This window comes from Bacteroides sp. ET336 (assembly GCF_024733815.1).
Taxonomy (GTDB): Bacteria; Bacteroidota; Bacteroidia; order Bacteroidales; family Bacteroidaceae; genus Phocaeicola; species Phocaeicola cellulolyticus.
On record NZ_JANRHK010000004.1, the window covers coordinates 148,807 to 167,113 of the forward strand.

General features: G+C 35.9%; 11 protein-coding genes, 1 tRNA gene and 2 pseudogenes. 6 read left to right on the forward strand and 8 right to left on the reverse strand.

What is annotated here, in order from left to right; genetic code table 11:
- Window positions 1-59 precede the first annotated feature (59 nt).
- Window positions 60-3,629, reverse strand: coding sequence for a DEAD/DEAH box helicase (locus NW213_RS06315; protein ID WP_258322191.1), 3,570 nt, complete (start codon window positions 3,627-3,629; stop codon window positions 60-62).
- 454 nt (window positions 3,630-4,083) lie between these two features.
- Between NW213_RS06315 and NW213_RS06320 the strand changes: the two genes are divergently transcribed.
- The 3 genes from NW213_RS06320 (at window position 4,084) to NW213_RS06330 (ending at window position 6,950) form a co-directional block, all read left to right on the forward strand.
- Window positions 4,084-5,385 (forward strand): site-specific integrase, encoded by a 1,302-nt coding sequence (locus NW213_RS06320; protein WP_258322192.1) that lies wholly within the window; start codon window positions 4,084-4,086, stop codon window positions 5,383-5,385.
- A 318-nt stretch (window positions 5,386-5,703) separates the two neighbouring features.
- The gene (locus NW213_RS06325; RefSeq protein ID WP_258322193.1) at window positions 5,704-5,994 is read left to right on the forward strand and encodes a helix-turn-helix domain-containing protein; all 291 of its coding nucleotides are present in this window, start codon (window positions 5,704-5,706) and stop codon (window positions 5,992-5,994) included.
- A complete protein-coding gene (locus tag NW213_RS06330) occupies window positions 5,991-6,950 on the forward strand; it encodes a hypothetical protein (protein WP_258322194.1) in 960 nt (319 codons plus the stop codon). The genes NW213_RS06325 and NW213_RS06330 overlap by 4 nt, the downstream gene beginning before the upstream one ends.
- A gap of 79 nt (window positions 6,951-7,029) precedes the next feature.
- On the opposite strand, the gene NW213_RS06335 is transcribed toward NW213_RS06330, so the two are convergent.
- From NW213_RS06335 to NW213_RS06355, 5 genes are all read right to left on the reverse strand, one after another.
- Window positions 7,030-7,617: a tyrosine-type recombinase/integrase gene (locus tag NW213_RS06335; protein ID WP_258322195.1), complete on the reverse strand. Its 588-nt coding sequence runs from the start codon at window positions 7,615-7,617 to the stop codon at window positions 7,030-7,032.
- 163 nt (window positions 7,618-7,780) lie between these two features.
- Entirely contained in the window at window positions 7,781-8,800 is a 1,020-nt protein-coding gene (locus NW213_RS06340) for a DUF3871 family protein (protein WP_258322196.1), read from the reverse strand.
- A 136-nt stretch (window positions 8,801-8,936) separates the two neighbouring features.
- Entirely contained in the window at window positions 8,937-9,944 is a 1,008-nt protein-coding gene (locus NW213_RS06345; RefSeq protein ID WP_258322197.1) for a leucine-rich repeat protein, read from the reverse strand.
- A 151-nt stretch (window positions 9,945-10,095) separates the two neighbouring features.
- Entirely contained in the window at window positions 10,096-10,707 is a 612-nt protein-coding gene (locus NW213_RS06350; RefSeq protein WP_258322198.1) for a hypothetical protein, read from the reverse strand.
- Window positions 10,708-11,698: 991 nt separating this feature from the next.
- Window positions 11,699-11,782: transfer RNA gene (locus tag NW213_RS06355), tRNA-Leu, on the reverse strand.
- A gap of 168 nt (window positions 11,783-11,950) precedes the next feature.
- Between NW213_RS06355 and NW213_RS06360 the strand changes: the two genes are divergently transcribed.
- Window positions 11,951-12,994, forward strand: a complete 1,044-nt coding sequence (locus NW213_RS06360; protein ID WP_258322199.1) for a mannose-1-phosphate guanylyltransferase — start codon at window positions 11,951-11,953, stop codon at window positions 12,992-12,994.
- Between the two features lie 60 nt (window positions 12,995-13,054).
- Here the strand turns inward: NW213_RS06360 and NW213_RS06365 are convergent, their stop codons facing one another.
- Window positions 13,055-14,422 carry an efflux transporter outer membrane subunit gene (locus NW213_RS06365; RefSeq protein WP_258322200.1) on the reverse strand — a complete coding sequence of 456 codons (1,368 nt, stop codon included), beginning with the start codon at window positions 14,420-14,422 and terminating at the stop codon, window positions 13,055-13,057.
- A gap of 18 nt (window positions 14,423-14,440) precedes the next feature.
- Window positions 14,441-15,274 (reverse strand): annotated as a pseudogene (locus tag NW213_RS06370) (efflux RND transporter permease subunit); the annotation flags it as partial.
- Between NW213_RS06370 and NW213_RS06375 the strand changes: the two are divergent.
- Together NW213_RS06375 and NW213_RS06380 are read left to right on the forward strand one after the other, a co-directional pair.
- Window positions 15,274-16,521, forward strand: a pseudogene (locus NW213_RS06375) (SusC/RagA family TonB-linked outer membrane protein); the annotation flags it as partial. The pseudogenes NW213_RS06370 and NW213_RS06375 sit on opposite strands and share 1 nt — an antisense overlap.
- Before the next feature lie 18 nt (window positions 16,522-16,539).
- Complete coding sequence (locus tag NW213_RS06380) at window positions 16,540-18,210, forward strand: SusD/RagB family nutrient-binding outer membrane lipoprotein (RefSeq protein ID WP_258322201.1); 1,671 nt, start codon at window positions 16,540-16,542, stop codon at window positions 18,208-18,210.
- The last annotated feature ends 97 nt before the right edge of the window (window positions 18,211-18,307 follow it).

Consider the following 18,307-nt stretch of genomic DNA (forward strand, 5'->3'; position numbering starts at 1 on the left):
CCTTAGATGAAAGATGAATGGGTAATCTATCGGCCTATTATTTTATCAAAAGGAATATCTTATTTCTGTATAATCGCTTTATGAGCTTTTATTAATGTCTTAGGAGATTCCTTTTCAACAGCAAGAAATAGTTTGATCTTTTCTGCCAAACTCATGCTGATTTGATTTGTGTGTTTTCGCCACCACTTGTAAAATTTGACAGGTACATCGCTATATGGGACTGAAGCCTGTACGAGATTGGGATAACCAGGAAATTCTATCAAAACCTTAAGTCTCATAAAATCTCTATAATATGCAAAGTGTTGTAGCCTCAACTTATTTGTAAGGACTTTGTAGTCATCCTTCTCTATGGTTATCTCATATTCCACAATAGTCCTATGTAATGCAACCGGATCATCAACAAGCCATCTTTTTACTTGCTTTGTTTGATGACCTATTGTGAGCATATTATCCCTATTATAAAACTCCTGCTTTCGCGGTAGGAATAATGTTTCGTGGTGTCCGTTTCCCGAGTGTACTGATTCTGCAAATTCTGGCACAACAGATTGGTTATCTTTCAAATATCTTAGAATATCAATATGATTCACCATTCTACCCGGATATTTTTCAAACAACTCATCGTTCGACATGCCCAAGAAGAAATCTTCTATCATATTCCAACGATTTTCATTACTGAAATAATTAGTAAAGAAATGTTCAAATAATGTGCAACTTACTTTATGTCTATTTTTAACAGATTCAAGGATAAAGTTACTATATTTATCGCTCGTAGAATCTTTCTCTATTCTTCGAGGATCATTGAGGCGTAAGAAGATTTTTGGATCATCTCCTCCTGTTGTTTCAAAAGCACCAAGTTCCATGATTTCCAATAAAGACCCCAATCTGATATGGTTCTTCAAGGGAATGTCATTAATTGACAAATATCTGTCCGCTGATTGATACTCTTTGCCGTCAAAAAGGTGAGAAAGGATTCTCAATAACTGCGTAATTTTAGCTTCATAATTAGTACTGAACACTTGATACTGCATTGTTGTACCTTGATGCCGCTGCTGTAAGAAAGAATCTCCTTCAAGCACATGGTTGTTCTGTAAATACCCCGAATAAGCACCTAAAATAAAGGACACTATTTTTTCAATATTATATTTTGTATTCAGATGTTTAGCCAATACCTCTACAAAGTCTTTATAAGTAAAGAATGTACCTCTTAATCTGAGTAGAGCGAATGATGTATTGATGGCATTTAAAACCCCTTTCACCTCTGGCAAAACTTCTCTATAAGTCTTGTCGATTTTGATAGTGACCTTTATCTGAGGTGTTAGCTCAATGCCTTCTTCTGCCAAGAATTTCTGTCGATAAAACTCACTCTTTATTTGTGGGAAACTACGGTCGGAGAAATGTTTAGACCAAATTTGGTCAAGATTCAATTCTAAAGTATGGTATGTGCCTGATAAATATAGTATTTCCTTGAAACACTTTCCGTATTTCTCTGTCAATCTATCCAAACCAATTTGATTAGTCCGTGCATATACTTTAGTAAACAATTTCTTCGGACGGGCTATGAGGACATTGAATCGTGTTTTTATCAGATAGTCCTTTTCTATCATCATTAGAGCTGTCGCCACTTTTTGGTCAACTTCATCTGCAAAATCAAATATGTAAGCAAAATCATTGGCTGCTACAAGTAAATTCCTCTTTTTACCATTAGCATTAAAACAACGGATAATTTTACTTAATACCTCTTTTAGTTGGAACGTTTTTAAAGAAGATATGCCAAAAAGTTGTTTACTATAACGCAAATCAGACTTAGAAAATGTAAGTGCAGCAAATCCTTGGATTTCTTTCTTTCGAGCAGCACGACCGATTTCTTGAATATAATCGGGGAGCAAGCCTGATGGAGCATGATGGTATACCACCTGTATGTCGGGAATATCCACGCCCATACCAAAGGCTTTCGTTGCAATCATTATTTTACAACGATTACTTTTAAATGATTGGTAAGCAAATTTTTGTTGATCTGCTAACATGCCGCCATGAAAGGCAACAGTCATTTCTGGATCAATTTGATCACATTTTTCCTTTAATCTGTTAATGTGTCTTGTATATGGTGCATATACAATTCCTTTCATGCCTAATTCATGAATACCTTTTACAAAGTTTACGGTTTCTGTTTCTTTGTTTTGATCATAGCCTCCAGTAGAATATTCTTCATGAGTGTCAATGACAAATTCAATATTTTCACGACGCACATTACCAATAAATTTATGAGGATCGTGCATATTTAGACTGTTGATACTGTCGAATACCATGTCATTCACTCCGCCATATACTGCTGTTGCTGTTAATGCGACAAGTGGAAACATATAGTTATTGAATTTGCGTACTTTATTGATATGATTACCCAAAAACCAGTAATCTACACGGAAATCACGTCCCCATGTAGTGATTAGATGGGCTTCGTCAACAATAAGTAACCCTAACTTTCTTTCACCAATAAAATAATGTATATCGTAAGATAGAAGCAATTCGGGCGAGAGATACAAGATATCAACATCCCCTCGCTTACATCCATCAATAATCTTGTCCCTATCTATCAATGTCAAATCGCTATTGATAAACTCCACCCTGTTATATTGCCGTTCCGAACGCAACGCTTCAACTTGATCTGTCATTAGTGCTTTCAATGGTGAAACAACTATTGTTACATCCCCTTTCGATGCTGCGTAGAAAGCTGGTAACTGGAAAATCAGCGATTTGCCTGCACCAGTTGGAGCAGTAATGAATATGTCGCGTGGTTGGATACCCTCACAGCCATTTTTGTATTCTTTGATGATTGTATCTACCAGTAAACCTTGTGATACAGGTATGATGTCATTACTTAGTTCTGGATTTTCGTAAACCAAAATATTCCTAAATTCAGCAGCCTTTCCCCAATATTTCTTCAACAAGGCGACAGATTCGTTTGTAGGCATATAAGTTTTCGGTACAGCCTCGTCTCTTTGAATGTAAATGCCTCCTGCAAAGCGCGACAGTAAGTGATTAAATTCTTGAAGAATTTTCGAGGTAGCTTTGTTTAAAATATTCTTGTCCGAAATCTTAACGAACACTTGTTTTTGAAAATTGTCTTCTTCAAGACATTCATTTACCAGTACATCTATTCCATATGGATCTGAAATAACATCAAGGAAGCATATGTCACTATTGGTAGTCATTTGAGTATAAGAAAGTTCTTTCTTCATACTAAAAAAGGGCTCTTTCTTCAAATTGTCATTGAAGTGCTTTATAGAATAGAAGTAATGATTGCCCACTTTCATTTGTTCAGCTTGATAAACGGGCATCTTGTCTGGACGCTTTTCAGTTCCGGTGCTATCGGCTTTTTCTATGTAGTTTTCCTTTGCTATTGGGTATAGAGTGCGCAGATTGTCATATACTACAACAATCCTATCTTTGAAAAAATCTTCATTCAAGTATTCGTTGATGCTTGCATATTGCTGGTGTGACAATATCTGAAAAGAGGTTGCAGACATGAGCTTAGGGAATATAGTCCCAAACCATGCTGCAGAAAACAAATCAAGATACCCTTCTTTATCGAATGTGTCTTTGTCTGTGACATGGTCGTTGAACTTCTCCATGTATATGTAAGGAGTGATTCCGCACAATACAAATATGGGGTTTGTATTAGTTACCGTATGCTTCTTGATTATCTTCTCAAAAACATACGTATATATGTCCTTTAACTTATTGCCCATTATGAACCGTATTTAATCATGTCCAATCCAATTTAAGGTGTCTGCCATCAAGTCCTCTATGGGAACAAAACGGGAACATTCTTAAAAGAATAAAAGGATAAGTTGTTTATTACTAACTACTTATCCTTTTTACCTCGTACCCAGACCCGAACTCTAATATATTCATCGTATTTCCTTTAACTTCCTTTTAAATCTCAATATATCAACGCATTATATGTATATATTATTTACTTTAAAAGTATTATAGGGTAACAAACGGTATAAAATGTTTCAGTAAATGTTTCAGTAATTGGGTAAAATAGCCTATTTTTGAACATTAACAAATCAATAACTAATCATGGCAACTTCGTTTAACTTTGAATTGGATAACAAACCAAGTAGGGATGGCAGATACAGAGTTCTTCTACGCATTACTCAAAACAGAAAGCACAAACGCATAAAGACATCCATTTCTTTAAACAGGAAATCCGATTGGAATAAAATCAGAAAAGAAGTAAGACAATCCGAACCTAATTATAAGATTTGGAATGATATGCTAAAAAAGGAAATGGAAAAAGCCCAAATGCAATATTTGGAACTTAAAGATTACGGCATTGTAACACCTGACAAATTAAAGGATGAACTGATAGCATCAGAGCGTCCTGTTTCATTTCTGAAATATGCGCAACAACGTACACAGGAACTTATAGAATGTGGCAATATAAGGAATGCCAAGAAGTATAAGACGTTCTGCAACAAACTTGAATTATTCCTAACCAATGGAAATGGTAAAGTTAGAGACTTGTCTTTTGGGGAAATTACACCATCATTAGTTGAGGACTTTTACAATTTCCTTATGAATCTCAGAAACGAAAGGAATCCAGACCAAGTTCTACATCCTAACACAGTACAAACCAATCTCAACATATTCCGTACTCTCATAAAAAAAGCTATTGAAATAGACAAACTGATGAAAATGGATAGAAACCCTTTTCTTGCATTTAAATATAAAGGAGTAAAGACTGAAAAGGAAAAACTGAACAGTGAAGAGATTGATTTAATAATAGGACTAAGTTTGGAAGAGAACACACCGATATGGCATTGTAGGAACTATTTTCTTTTCAGTTATTATTGTGCCGGAATAAGAGCAGGCGATTTTATTCAACTAAGATGGTGTAATATATCAACAGACAATAGGATAAGCTACCAAATGGGGAAGAATCATAAAACAAGGGATATCAAGTTACCCAAACAAGCTCTGGATATTTTAGAACTATACAGAAAAGACGATAGCAGACCAACAGATTACATATTCCCTTTATTAGACAATAATGCAATATATGCAAAAGCTATAACACAATCCGAGATAGATGTATTGCCCAGTGAAATAAAGAATCTATTGTTTAATCAAATATCATCCAAGACTGCTATAATAAACAAGTATCTAAAAAAGATTGCAGTATGCGCTGGTATTAACAAGAATATATCTTTTCATATTGCACGTCATTCATTTGCAAAGGTTGCAAAAGAAAAAGGAATAAGTACTGATGTCATACAGAATATATTAGGACATTCTAAAGAAGAAACCACCAAACGTTATATGGGTGAGATTGACAACTCTGAATGTGACAAGACAATGGAAAAACTGTTTGATAATTAAGAACAGACTGAAAAATCAAGTTATTGCAACATATCTAACATACTGATTTAAAGGATATAAACGTACTGTTATTACAGTAAAATCAACATCAAACAAATTGTAAACATAATAACAGAAAAATAAAGTAATTAGCCGTAAATAGGTATAACACGGTGATTTACAACATAATAGAAAGAAAAAGTTATTCAAATCAGTCTATAATAATAAAATAATAAGTATAAAAGGTCTAATGACCCTCCATACAGGTATGCATACTTTACCATTGTAAACGGCAAAAGTCTAAACGTTTAGACTTGTAACAGCCTATACTGAATTGATATGAACGAACAAATTATGATTATATCAAACAAACAATGGTATGAATTAATAGACAGAATAACGAAAATAGAAGAATCTATTAATAGTAGTGATAAGAATGCTAAATGTGATGAACTGCTTACCTCAAAAGAGGTTGTAAGGATATTGGGTATATCTGATAAGACATGGCAGAATTACAGGAATAAGGGTATAATTCCGTTCTCTCAGATTGGTCGTAAGATTTATGTCAGGAAAGAGGATTTGGAAAGGTATATATGTGAACATCGTATTTCAGAAAGGAGGGAAATATGATTGACTTCATAAGATTAAGGAAAGAGCTGCAAGATGGAGAGATTCTTTGTTTAGATAATCTTATAGATATTGAAAAATATGATTTTCGTGGGAAATATTATTATATTGAAAATTTTACTCGCATGTTATTAATCTATAATGCTGATAATGCAGTTATAGAAATTTCAGGGAGTTTACCATACTACATTCAAGGACATAACATCACATTCAGTATGGATAAATTCATTGAAGCTGTAAATAATATTGGTGAGAAACTTCATTTAGACATCTGGGATTCTTCTGTAATTGAATTGGAATTTGGTGTAATATTGGAAGTAGAAAGAAGTCCAAAAACATATATAATGAACCACTCTTCCAGAAAAGGGGAAATACTGGAAGAAGATTCAAAACAAAGGGACAAAGGGAAATTTAAATGGTGGACAGACAGCAAAAGTAAGATTGTTATAAAAATGTATGATGCTGCAAGTAATCTGAAAAAAAAGTCAAAAATAAATATCAAAAATATTACCGGCATCAATCCTGAATCAAATTATTTAAAAGTTGAGATTCATTATAATAAGCCACACATTGCACTAAACAATGGAAGAGATATAAAACTCTCTTATTTATTATTGCCTTCATGGATTGACAGGCTAAAAGAGGATTTACTATTACAATATGGCAGGCTTATCGGTGTTACTAACTTATCTCCACCAACAAATAAAAAGGAAGCAACAACTACCAGTTGGGCTATTAGAATGGTTTACAAAACAGGGTTGGCAAATGGTAAAAGTCTTAACAGTATTAAATTTGAATTTTATGAGGAACTAAGAGAATATGATGTCTTAAATATAAACGACAGAAAATCAAGACAGGCACAATTTCGTAACATATATAAAAAAATGAGGTATGAATCCTATGATTTGACTGAAAAAATCATACAAGCATTAAATAAAAACGATTTTACGAAACATTAATATTATAATCCGTAAAAATAAGGTCTGGAACAAGTAGCAATCTACCTGAACCAGACCTTTATTATATTCTTGTGTTTTGTCAGAAACTGAGACAGTCGTATGTATTCAACAGTTCTTCCTGACGCAATCCCAAATACCGTTTGGTTATTGAAACAGAACTGTGATTGAACAATTCCATAAGTTTGACAAGTGCGAGTTCGGAGTTATCACCGTTCATCATGTAAACCTGACGACCGAACGTTTTGCGTAATGTATGGCAACTTATATTCCCAATCCGTAAATGGTATTTTATTTTCAACTGCTTAAGAATTACGTTTATTCGCTGAATGCTGAACACCGTTCCTTTTCTGCTTATGAAAACAGGAGATTTACATCCAATCGGTTTCATGTGTATATAACATTCATTGATGTGTAATTTGAGTTGCGAATTAAAACGTATCATACGTTGTTTTCCTGTTTTCTTTTCAGTGATACAAATCTCGTCTTTATCAAGAATCTCAAACCAACGTAATGAAAGAATGTCAGATATTCGCAATCCTGTAAAACAACCAATCGCAACAAGCAGGGATATTACATGATTGTTGTCGTTTGCAAGTTTACGGATAAGATTCATTGCATCAGACCATATAAGATAATCGGCAGTTGTCGTTGAATATTTAAGTGACATGATATTCTGTTTTATAATTAAACGTACAAAAGTGAATGTCTGTTTTTTTATTCGGAATATAACTTATTGATAAATCGTGCAATATTCACTAATCATAGAAGTGAACATTAAAAAGGACAACCACAAAACGGCTGTCCTTTCATCTTTCAATCAATAAGCGTATTCAATCAATGAACCATTTATATTTGCCGTCACCGTGAAGTGCGGAACATATTCCTGTTGCAAGTTCTGTTGCGTTCAAACTTCTGTCAAGGAATGAATCAATATAACTGCTCTTGTTTGCACCTGTAAGAAGATTGTAAAATTTCCACATATCAAGTTCATTACCGAAACTGCCGAAATTATCATCATTGATATATGCCTTTGCTACACTGTTTATCTGTGTGTCTGTAAGTAACATTCTCGGCAATGCTTTTTGATAACCTGTTGGCAAACATTGATAAAGTCTCATTCTTCCTATAATCTGGCAGAACTGATGTTCGCTCATGTATGTATCTCCCAAAGATTGCATAAGATGTATATGTTTGGCTGCATTGTAGCCGTTGAACAGTTCAAGTGCTGAACGGTAGAGTTCGCTTGTATTGCTTACTCTCAAATCATCTTTGTAGCCGTCAGTAAAGACACACATATTGCAGCAGACCTGATTCTTGAAACCTATTGCAAGTCTGAACAGTTCAGGACTTTTCTTGCTGTACAGATTCATCTGATTGTATGCTCTTACTCCTACTATAGACAGGTTAAGCCTGTTCCCTCCGACCGTTTCATATATGGTTGGTATGTCTATGCAGAAAGCACATCTTTCATAGTATATGGTCTTGTCGGATTCAAGTAATTGGTTGGCTGGCTTATGTATGGCTTCTGGAATTCTTCCCTTTATCATGTGTGAAACCCTTATGTCTGCCTGTTCCACTTGCTCACCGTTAAAGAATGATTGTACTGCATCCTGTATCGTTTCAATAAACTGTGCGTGGTTTATCGTAAGTTCATTATCCTTTGAAAAGACAGGAGTAATGCAATCGTTCATCAGATGTTGCAATGTCACTTCTTCCGTATTTGCTTCAATGAAACGTTTCGGTCTTACGGTGTTTATTGGTTCTTCAATAATTGTTGCGTCTTCAACATAAGCGTTAAAACCAAATCTGTTTCTGTTCTGTACCTGTGGCATGATAATCAAATTTTTCATAATGGTAAATGTTTAAATTGTTATTGATTGAGATTAATAAAAACAGAAAAGCCTTGAAATGCGATTGCTCACACTTCAAGGCTTATAACTATATCGAATATAAATTATACTATATGGATTTGGCTTATTTAAATATTTATTCTTCTATTATATTTTGAAATTTATTCCATCCATCTGCTTTTCTATAAGCGTTCAATGAACCTTTAGGTACATACAAAGTATATTTAATAAATATATTATAACTATCATCATACTTTGATTCCTCTAATTTAGGAGGAGTACTGCTTGGAATATGAATTTCCTTTAATGATTCACAATAGTGAAAAGCATTAGACCATACGCTTTTTACGTTTTTGGGCAATGTTATACTCTCTAAAGAATTACAATCCTTAAACATATACTCATTAATACCAGGTCTATAATAATCTATACATTGTATAAAAACCACAAAACTATTATAAAGAACATCACGACCTGATATTTCATCAATATATACTTCATCTGTACTTGTAAAATATGTTGGAGCTTTATAATTTAATCTATTATGAGTACAACAAAGATAGTAATCTCCACCTGATACTATACTTGCATCTTTTAAATCCAACACCTTTAACGTTGGTTCTGTATTATTTATCCAACTCTCGTCATTTGATGTTGCACCACATAAATTACGTATTTCCCTAATATGAGAGCCATTAACATCGCCTGTTAAAATTATTTTTTCCCTATTAGCCCAATCAATAACATCATCATTTGTATTAACTGGATAATCTTGCCATTGAGGTGTTGAACTTTGATTAATTGTTATACGAGCTATACCACATGAATCTCGTTTACGACATATTTCAATGTGGTCGCTCCTTACAGAACTTAAATTATTAGCTAACGCGGTAATATTAATATCGCTAGTACCTTTAGTTCCAGAAATAGGTGATACGGTTATCCATTTTGCGGATGACCAAATATACCAATCACAATCACTATTTATAGTAACTGTGATTGTTTCATCAGTTCCTTTTAAATCAATAGTTTCAATAGAAGTTGAAATTTCTGGAATATACGAATCCTCATTTTTACATGCTGTTGAATTTGAAATTACAATAAAAACAACTGCCATTCTTTTTATAACTTTTAGAATATTCATAGCATCTTAAATATTATTTTTTTATAAGTTTCTAATATAGGCTTTACATCAGAGTTTTCACGTTAATAAAAAAATGAATGTTAGAAATATTATACTTTCATAACAACTTATTATGATGTACATTAAATTGATGAAAAACTATTGTATATAACTATTTATTACTTATTAATATCTCTACTCTATCAAGAAATTCTCTATAATTTTCAACTCCTTTTCCTTTATAATAAAGAGTTACCTTTTCTTTAAAAGCTTGTTGGTCAAAATTACAGGATTCTTCATTTCTATATAATTCCGATAAGAAATCCAATTCTTGCTGTGTTGTACATAATTGAGCAGCCTTAAAATATTTAAAACACTTTCCCATATTTTCTTGAATGCTCAATCCTCTAAATAGAAGTTTTAGGTTATGATTACTAGTTAAATTCTTAATAATGCAAATTCTATTATTAGTATTATATGTTGTAGTAATAGGTTCATCTAGACTCATTATCCAACCATTTTCCTCCAAATAGTCATTATAATTATTGTCAGATATAAATAAAGTAAAGAAGCTGAAAGCATCTTGCGAAATTTTCAAGTATCTGTAATTCGCAAATAGTACTCCATATTTTGCTTCTCTAAACACCATAGGAGATGATGAAATAGGAGTACTATTACCATTGGCATCTATTCCAACATATCTCAACTTTTCAAAATGAAGAGTTCCATTCATTGTACGTAAACCATTAACCCATTCATTAAGTAAATTTACATCATAATTCATAAGTATAATTGTATGCTTAAGTTCCCATAGAAGCTTTTAATAGTTAATTTTAGGCATAAAGAAAAAGCGTGGGAACTGTTTAATATTACCATCATGTGGCTCTGGACTGCCATAACACAAGTAATAAAACAATAGCCCACGCTAAATGATATATAGTACACTCCATTACTATGAAGTATATATATAGCTACAGCGTGAGCGTTTTGTTTATTATCCTTGTGTTACAGAATTGTCCAGATTCCATGATAGGATAATATCTAAAACGCTCTTTCGTTTAATATGTCTATCCCTCATTTTGAGGAACATTGCAAATGTAATAAAATTTATAATGTTTGGCAATGTAAAGTATATATTTTACTCGTATTTGCACATTTTAGGGTATTCTTTATGCTTGCATCTTATATCTGGTTACTTTAAAAAACTCCTATAAATCAAGACTGAACAAAAAACATAATTACATACCATATTGAAACGCATTTTGAAATGACAAAGTATATTGGATAAAATTTAAATTAAGAATTAGCAGGGGGGATAACTTGTTGGTGGAGTGGTGCTTGTGTAAATATAGATATTTCCTATTATCCATGAACATGCTTCAACCATGTATGCCTTTTTATAGTGGGGCAAAAAGGGTATGTATTTATACCCTTGAAGCCACACTCCGCAAACACAGACTGACAACCAAATTACATGTCCTTATATACAACCTAACGACACACTGTACACAATAGACATGAATTATACATAACTCATAAATCAGGGAATATACAGTAAATACAGAGAGCAAAAAACAACATATTGCTTACTATACATTGCAAACACTCCTCATTAGGAAAGTTTAACAAGAAGCAACAATTATAGGGTGCTGTAATGGCTATATACAGTATAAGTTTTGAAACGAAAAATCGAAAATGTTTCAGCTATGTTACAGTAGATAAAAAGAAAACCCTCATAAGCCACTGACTTACAAGGGTTTAACTCTACCATTTTGTACCCAGACCCGGGGTCGAACCGGGATGGATGTTACTCCACTGGTGTTTGAGACCAGCGCGTCTACCGATTCCGCCATCTGGGCTTATTTTTATTTTGCGTTGCAAAGGTAAACATAATTTTCATATCTGCAATACTTTTCGGCTAGAAAATGTAATATTTTTTATGTCTAACACTATTTAGAAACTATTAAAGTCCGATTTTCTAAAATAATCAGTATCTTAGCATAGTTAATAACACAAACTATATTACCATGAACAATAACTACTATTGCATAATAATGGCAGGTGGAATGGGGAGAAGATTCTGGCCATACAGCAGGAAACAATTGCCAAAACAGTTTCTTGATTTCTTCGGCACAGGTGAAACCTTGTTACGTATCACATTCGACAGATGCAAAGGATTAATATCACCACAGAATATCTATATTTCCACATTCATTGATTATAAAGATATTGTAAAAAAGATTCTTCCTGAAATAAAAGACGAACAGATTATAATAGAAGAAGAAAGAAGAAACACAGCACCTTCGCTGGCATACGCTTCATATCTAATACAGAAAATAAATCCCGACGCTACTATAGTAGTCATGCCTTCCGACCAACTTATACTGAATATTGACAGTTTCCGGTCATCAATTTTAAAAGGGTTGGATTATGCAGCTACATCAGGCAGACTGATTAATATAGGTATTAAACCGACAAGGCCGGAAACCGGTTATGGCTACATACAGATTGAGGAAGAAGAAAGAGACGGAGATTTCTGTAAGGTAAAGACATTCATTGAGAAACCAGCATTGGAGTTTGCAAAAGTATTTGTGGAAGACAATGAGTTTTATTGGAACTCCGGAATATTTATCTGGCATGTTACAACAATTATGAAGGCTTTCCATGAGAACATGACAGAGGTGTGTCCACGACTAGAATGTGAAACTCCCGATTTCTCTGCATGTCCGAATATTTCTATAGATTACAGTATCATGGAAAAAGCAGATAATGTTTATGTACAAATGTGTGATTTCGGATGGGCTGATATAGGTACATGGCAATCATTATACGACGCATCACCTAAAGACATTAACCACAATGTCATTTTAAACAGCAATTCACTCTTATACGATTGCAATGAAAACATCGTCCTGATGCCAAAAGGCAAACTGGTAGTAGCCGAAGGTCTGGAAGGATATCTGATTGCGGAACATGACAATGTTCTTTTGATATGCAAGAAAGACGACCAGAACTCAATACGAAAATTTGTGAATGATGTGGAAATGAAATTCGGAGATGAATATGTATAACAAAAAGCATTATAAGCAATAAGAGCCGGACAGTAACAATCCGGCTCTTATTGTTTATAATCAGTATCCACCGCCCAAGGCATGATAGAGATTTATTACTCCCTGAATCTCATCAAAACGGTCTGCAACCGTATTCAGTTCAGCCTGCAGAAGTGACTGTCTGGCTGTTATAACTTCCAGATAATTCTGAGAGCTGTATTTCATTAACAGCTCGGAACTCTTTAAAGCAGATTTCAGTGACGCAGCCTGCTGTTCATCCAATATAATCCGTTCTTTTGCTGTCTGCCATTGTACTAAAGCGTCATTGACTTCTGTTCCCGCATCGAGCAAGCTTTGTCTGAACATCAATAATGCCTCTTCCTGCTGTGCCTTTGCTATTTTCAGGTTCGCAATGTTCTTGCCTTTATTGAATATGGGTTGCACCAATGAACCGACAGCTGTCAACAGCCATTGACCCGGATTGGCTACAACCGCACCGGCGGAGTTTGTCCATCCTGCCGAACCTCCCAATGTTATACTCGGATAAAATGCCGAACGTGCAGAATTCGTAGCGTAATATGCCACAGCCAACTGTGCTTCGCTTTGAAGCACGTCAGGACGACGGCTTAACAATTGCAAAGGAACACCCGTTGACAGTGAATCAGGAAATATCTGCTCGCTTAATGTTCCACGTACTATAGCCTGTGGAGCTTTTCCCAACAGGGCTGACAGAGAATTTTCCATTTCCGATATCTGACGCTGTATCGACAATACAGAAGCATCTACAGACAGTTTTGCTGCCTCCGTCTGTGCAACAGCCATCTCCGTTGCCTGTCCGGCACGTTTTAATGCCTTCATCGTACGCAAACTCTCAGTCCATGTCTCTGCTGTTTCCTGAGTTATCTTTAATTGTTCGTCAAGAACAAGCAGCGTGTAATAGCTGTTGGCTATGGTAGCCACCAGTTGGGTCTGTACAGCCTGACGATAAGCATCGCTTTGCTCCAAAGCGGCCTGTGCACCACGTTTGGCATTGAGCAATTTGCCAAAGAGGTCTATCTCCCAATCTGCAGATGCCGCAATATTATATTTCTTTGAAGCTTCTCCACCGCCAACGCTTGTTATTGTACCCTCAGGCGACAATGTTATTGAAGGCAGATATGACAGCCTTGAAGTCATAAGAAGTGCTTCTGCTTCTTCCACTTTCAGCCTGGCAACACTTAAATCAGTATTATTATCAAGACCGTACCTTATTAACTCTTGCAGATTAGCGTCCGTAAAAAGCTGTTCCCAAGACAAAGAAGCCAACGAAACGGTATCATCGACAGCTACAGGCTGACGGTAAATGCTATCGACTACCGACGTAACATCCGGACGCTCGTATGCACGATATATATGGCATCCGCTCATCGCAATGGAAACTGCTGAAACGATTATTATATTTCTTATCATACACTTTATTCTTTGATGTTATTTTTTCTCAATCTTTGGTAACTGGCGTTCAGGCATAAACTTTTCCTGCAGATACTGGAACACCATAAACAATGGGGGCACAATAAACAGCAATGCAATCGTACCGATCAACATACCTCCTACCGTTCCTACACCAATAGATATATTTCCATTGGCACCTACACCCGTAGCGAACATAAGCGGGAGCATACCGAATATCATAATAAGCGAAGTCATCAGAATTGGGCGCAAACGTACCTGTGCCGCAGAAACCGCAGCCTGCATTATAGTCATACCATGACGACGGCGCTCGGAAGCATACTCTGTAAGCAATATCGCTGTTTTTGAAAGAAGACCGATAAGCATAATCAGACCTGTCTGCAAGTATATATTGTTTTCAAGTCCGTACATCTTTGCAAACAGGAAGCTGCCCGCCAGTCCGAACGGCACAGAGAGTATGACCGCAAGAGGAACAAACAGACTTTCATACAATGCACAAAGAATGAGATAGATGAAAACAACACAAATGACAAATACCAAAGTAGTGGTGTTTCCTGTATTTGACTCTTCACGCGACATTCCACCAAACTCAAATCCGTATCCTGTAGGCAATGTCTGTGCAGCAACCTCCTGAACAGCCTTGATTGCCTGACCAGAGCTATATCCAGATGCAGCGGCACCATTTACCTGTATGGCAGAGAACAGGTTAAAACGTGTCAGTACTTCAGAACCATATACACGTGTCAGTTTCAGATATTGGCTAATAGGACTCATCTCGCCAGAATCATTACGGACATAGATACTGTTCAATGATTCGGTGTCAAGTCGGAACTCCGGTGAAGCCTGCACCATATGGTATCGTCGGTAACTCACCGGAAACATACGCGGCAAACATTGTTTATGAACAAGGTTCTGACAACGGATTTACCTGGAATACCATTCCTACATCTATAGGTAATGAGAATATCAGACCAGAGAAAAAATATGAATACGAAATTGGATTTGAAAGCAAGTTCTTAAACAACCGTCTCGGAATAGACGTATCATACTATAACAACATAGTAAAAGATCAGATCCTCTCTACACCACAACCTTCAAGTTCAGGAGCTAAATATGTACTGATGAATGTAGGTGAAGTGGCAAACAACGGATGGGACATTGCATTGTCTGCCACACCTGTACTTACAAAAGATTTCAGATGGGATCTTACTGCTACATACGGAGTTTATAGAAATAAAGTAATAAAACTTGCAGACGGTGTTCCATATCTGGAAATATCAAACCTGGGTGGAAGCGGTGCAAAAATACAGGCTGTAGCAGGACAACCTATGGGTGATATTTATACTCAGGTGCCACAAGTAAACGAGAACGGCGAGTTCCTGGTATCTGACAATGGATTATATCTGAATCAGACAGAGCTGAAAAAGGTAGGAAACATTAATCCGGACGGAGTTGGAGGATTATACAACTCATTCTCATACAAGAATTTCTCACTTGATTTCAGTATCGATTTCAGAATTGGAGGTGACGTAATAAACGAAATGAACCAGTATGCCACAGGTCTTGGTTTGACACCTGAATCACTAAAATATCGTGACACCGAACATGGAGGACTTTCATACTATTATCCTAACAACAATAATAGTGGTGGAGTACCGGTACAGGTTGACCCTACGACTACAGCCGGACCAAACGGAGAGTACATTTATCACGACGGATTAATTCTTCCTGGCGTAGTGGCTTCAACAGGAGAACCTAATAACAGAATTATCCCGGCCGGATATTATTACAACATGACTTATAACTGGGGTACTAATTCTGAACAATTGACATATGCCAACTCTGTATTTGACAATACGTATGTAAAACTTCGCGAATTGAACCTCAGTTATCGTATTCCTTCAAAAGCTATTCAGAAGATAGGTATGACCAATCTTACAGTTTCAGTATTCGGCAGGAACCTGTTCTACTTCTACAAGGCTTTAAAAAATTACGATGCTGAATCATCAGTAGGTACATCATGGTCAAGTCAGGCTATTGTAGGAACATCTACTGCAGCCACACGCAGTTTCGGTTTTGCAATAAGAGCAAGTTTTTAACATTATAGATTTACACACATGAAAAAAATATTATATATCACATCTCTTACACTGGCTTTAGCTTCAACAGGATGCACTGAGGAAGATTTTGACAGTAAATATCAGGACCCATCGAAAGTTACCACAGTAAGCATAAGTAATCTCATGGTAGGAGTATTCCAGAAAGCCAAGGATTACGACACACATACTTACAACAGATATTTCGGCTTCGACTCTCAGTTTGTAGGCAAGTATGCCCAGACATTCGGATACACTTACTCAAGCAGCATGTACACTCCTGGCTATATACCATATATCGACAGCCAGTGGGACAATCTGTATTCGGCACTTACACAATACAGGAAAATGGAAGAACTCTACAATGCCGAGAATGAAACACAGAAGTTACAGGATGAAGCATTCATGCTAGCTGCAAAAGTACAGTTATACGACTATTTTTCCGCTACGGTTGATATTTTCGGAGATATGCCGTTCAGCAAGGCATGTACTCTCCCGCTTACCAATGATGTGGAAAAATCGTATGCACCATACGACAAGGCTGAAGATATATACAAAACGATCTTGGATGAGCTGAAAGAGATAGCACCAAAATTCCGTACTGTCACTATCCCAAGAAATTTCACTACACAGGATTTCATCAACAATGGAGATATTGACAAATGGGAAAGATACGCCAACAGTCTCCGATTGCGTCTGGCAGTGAGAGTATCCTCACAGGGCGAACTGGCAGAAACAGGTAAAGCAGCAGTGAAAGAAATACTGGAAAATCCTGAAACATATCCATTGATAGACGAACAGAGTAATAATATATTCATAGTAAACCAGAAATCCGGCCAGTTGAATTTTACAGCAGGGCAAGGACTGGGCGACTGGGTAACAAACAGACAGGCTTCAGGAGCGGTAATAAACAGAATGCTCAGCAACGGCAACTATAATATGGACAACAAGGAAAATCCTAATACCGGTGTATATGTAAAAGGAACTGACGATCCTAGAATTCTTCTGTATTATAATCCAATCAGCATAACAAATAAATATACGGGAGCCAAAGATGAAGGCAGATACTTAGGTACGGATCTTACTGTAGCAGACGAAGCTACCGAATATTACAACTCGCAGGCCACCGACGCCTATGGCAATACCGGTTTCTCACAAATTACACAGAAAGGATTCTTTTGGGAAAACGATAAATTCGATATGCTCATTATGACATCTCCGGAAATCCATTTCTTGAAAGCAGAAGCTTATCTTATGGGATATGGTGTACCGGCAGACGAAAACAAGGCAAAAGAAGAATTCATCAAAGCCGTCAGCCAGTCAATAAGCCTCTATTATTATTACGACTCAATCAGCACTGGTGAGAATTCCAGACAATATGACGCACCGACAGAAGAAGAAATAAACTCTTTTGCAGAGTCAAGATGGTCATATACAAAATACGAAAACAAGCAGGATGCCATCATCACGCAGAAGTGGTTACATTTCGCAATTACTGCCAGCAGAGAAGCATGGAGCGACCTTAGACGTACAGGATATCCTTCAGGACTTGTATTCCCGGAAGTGGCAGGTACAATACCAAATGTTCCTGACAGATGGAAATATCCTACAACAGAAATGGATTACAACCCTTATTACAAGGATGTGCAAAACGAAGATACATACTACACAAAATTGTTTTGGGCAAAATAAATCCATATAAAAACCAAAAAATATACCTTTTATGATGAAAACTACACATTGATTTATGCAGATGTTCCTACTTTTGCCAATATAAACTTTAAAATTA

Excerpts from the sequence above, each read along its gene's own strand:
- NW213_RS06315 (WP_258322191.1), bottom strand. The coding sequence starts at position 3,629 with ATGGAGAAGTTCAACGACCATGTCACAGACAAAGACACATTCGATAAA.
- NW213_RS06320 (WP_258322192.1), top strand. The coding sequence starts at position 4,084 with ATGGCAACTTCGTTTAACTTTGAATTGGATAACAAACCAAGTAGGGAT.
- NW213_RS06325 (WP_258322193.1), top strand. The coding sequence starts at position 5,704 with ATGAACGAACAAATTATGATTATATCAAACAAACAATGGTATGAATTA.
- NW213_RS06330 (WP_258322194.1), top strand. The coding sequence starts at position 5,991 with ATGATTGACTTCATAAGATTAAGGAAAGAGCTGCAAGATGGAGAGATT.
- NW213_RS06335 (WP_258322195.1), bottom strand. The coding sequence starts at position 7,617 with ATGTCACTTAAATATTCAACGACAACTGCCGATTATCTTATATGGTCT.
- NW213_RS06340 (WP_258322196.1), bottom strand. The coding sequence starts at position 8,800 with ATGAAAAATTTGATTATCATGCCACAGGTACAGAACAGAAACAGATTT.
- NW213_RS06345 (WP_258322197.1), bottom strand. The coding sequence starts at position 9,944 with ATGAATATTCTAAAAGTTATAAAAAGAATGGCAGTTGTTTTTATTGTA.
- NW213_RS06350 (WP_258322198.1), bottom strand. The coding sequence starts at position 10,707 with ATGAATTATGATGTAAATTTACTTAATGAATGGGTTAATGGTTTACGT.
- NW213_RS06360 (WP_258322199.1), top strand. The coding sequence starts at position 11,951 with ATGAACAATAACTACTATTGCATAATAATGGCAGGTGGAATGGGGAGA.
- NW213_RS06365 (WP_258322200.1), bottom strand. The coding sequence starts at position 14,422 with ATGATAAGAAATATAATAATCGTTTCAGCAGTTTCCATTGCGATGAGC.
- NW213_RS06380 (WP_258322201.1), top strand. The coding sequence starts at position 16,540 with ATGAAAAAAATATTATATATCACATCTCTTACACTGGCTTTAGCTTCA.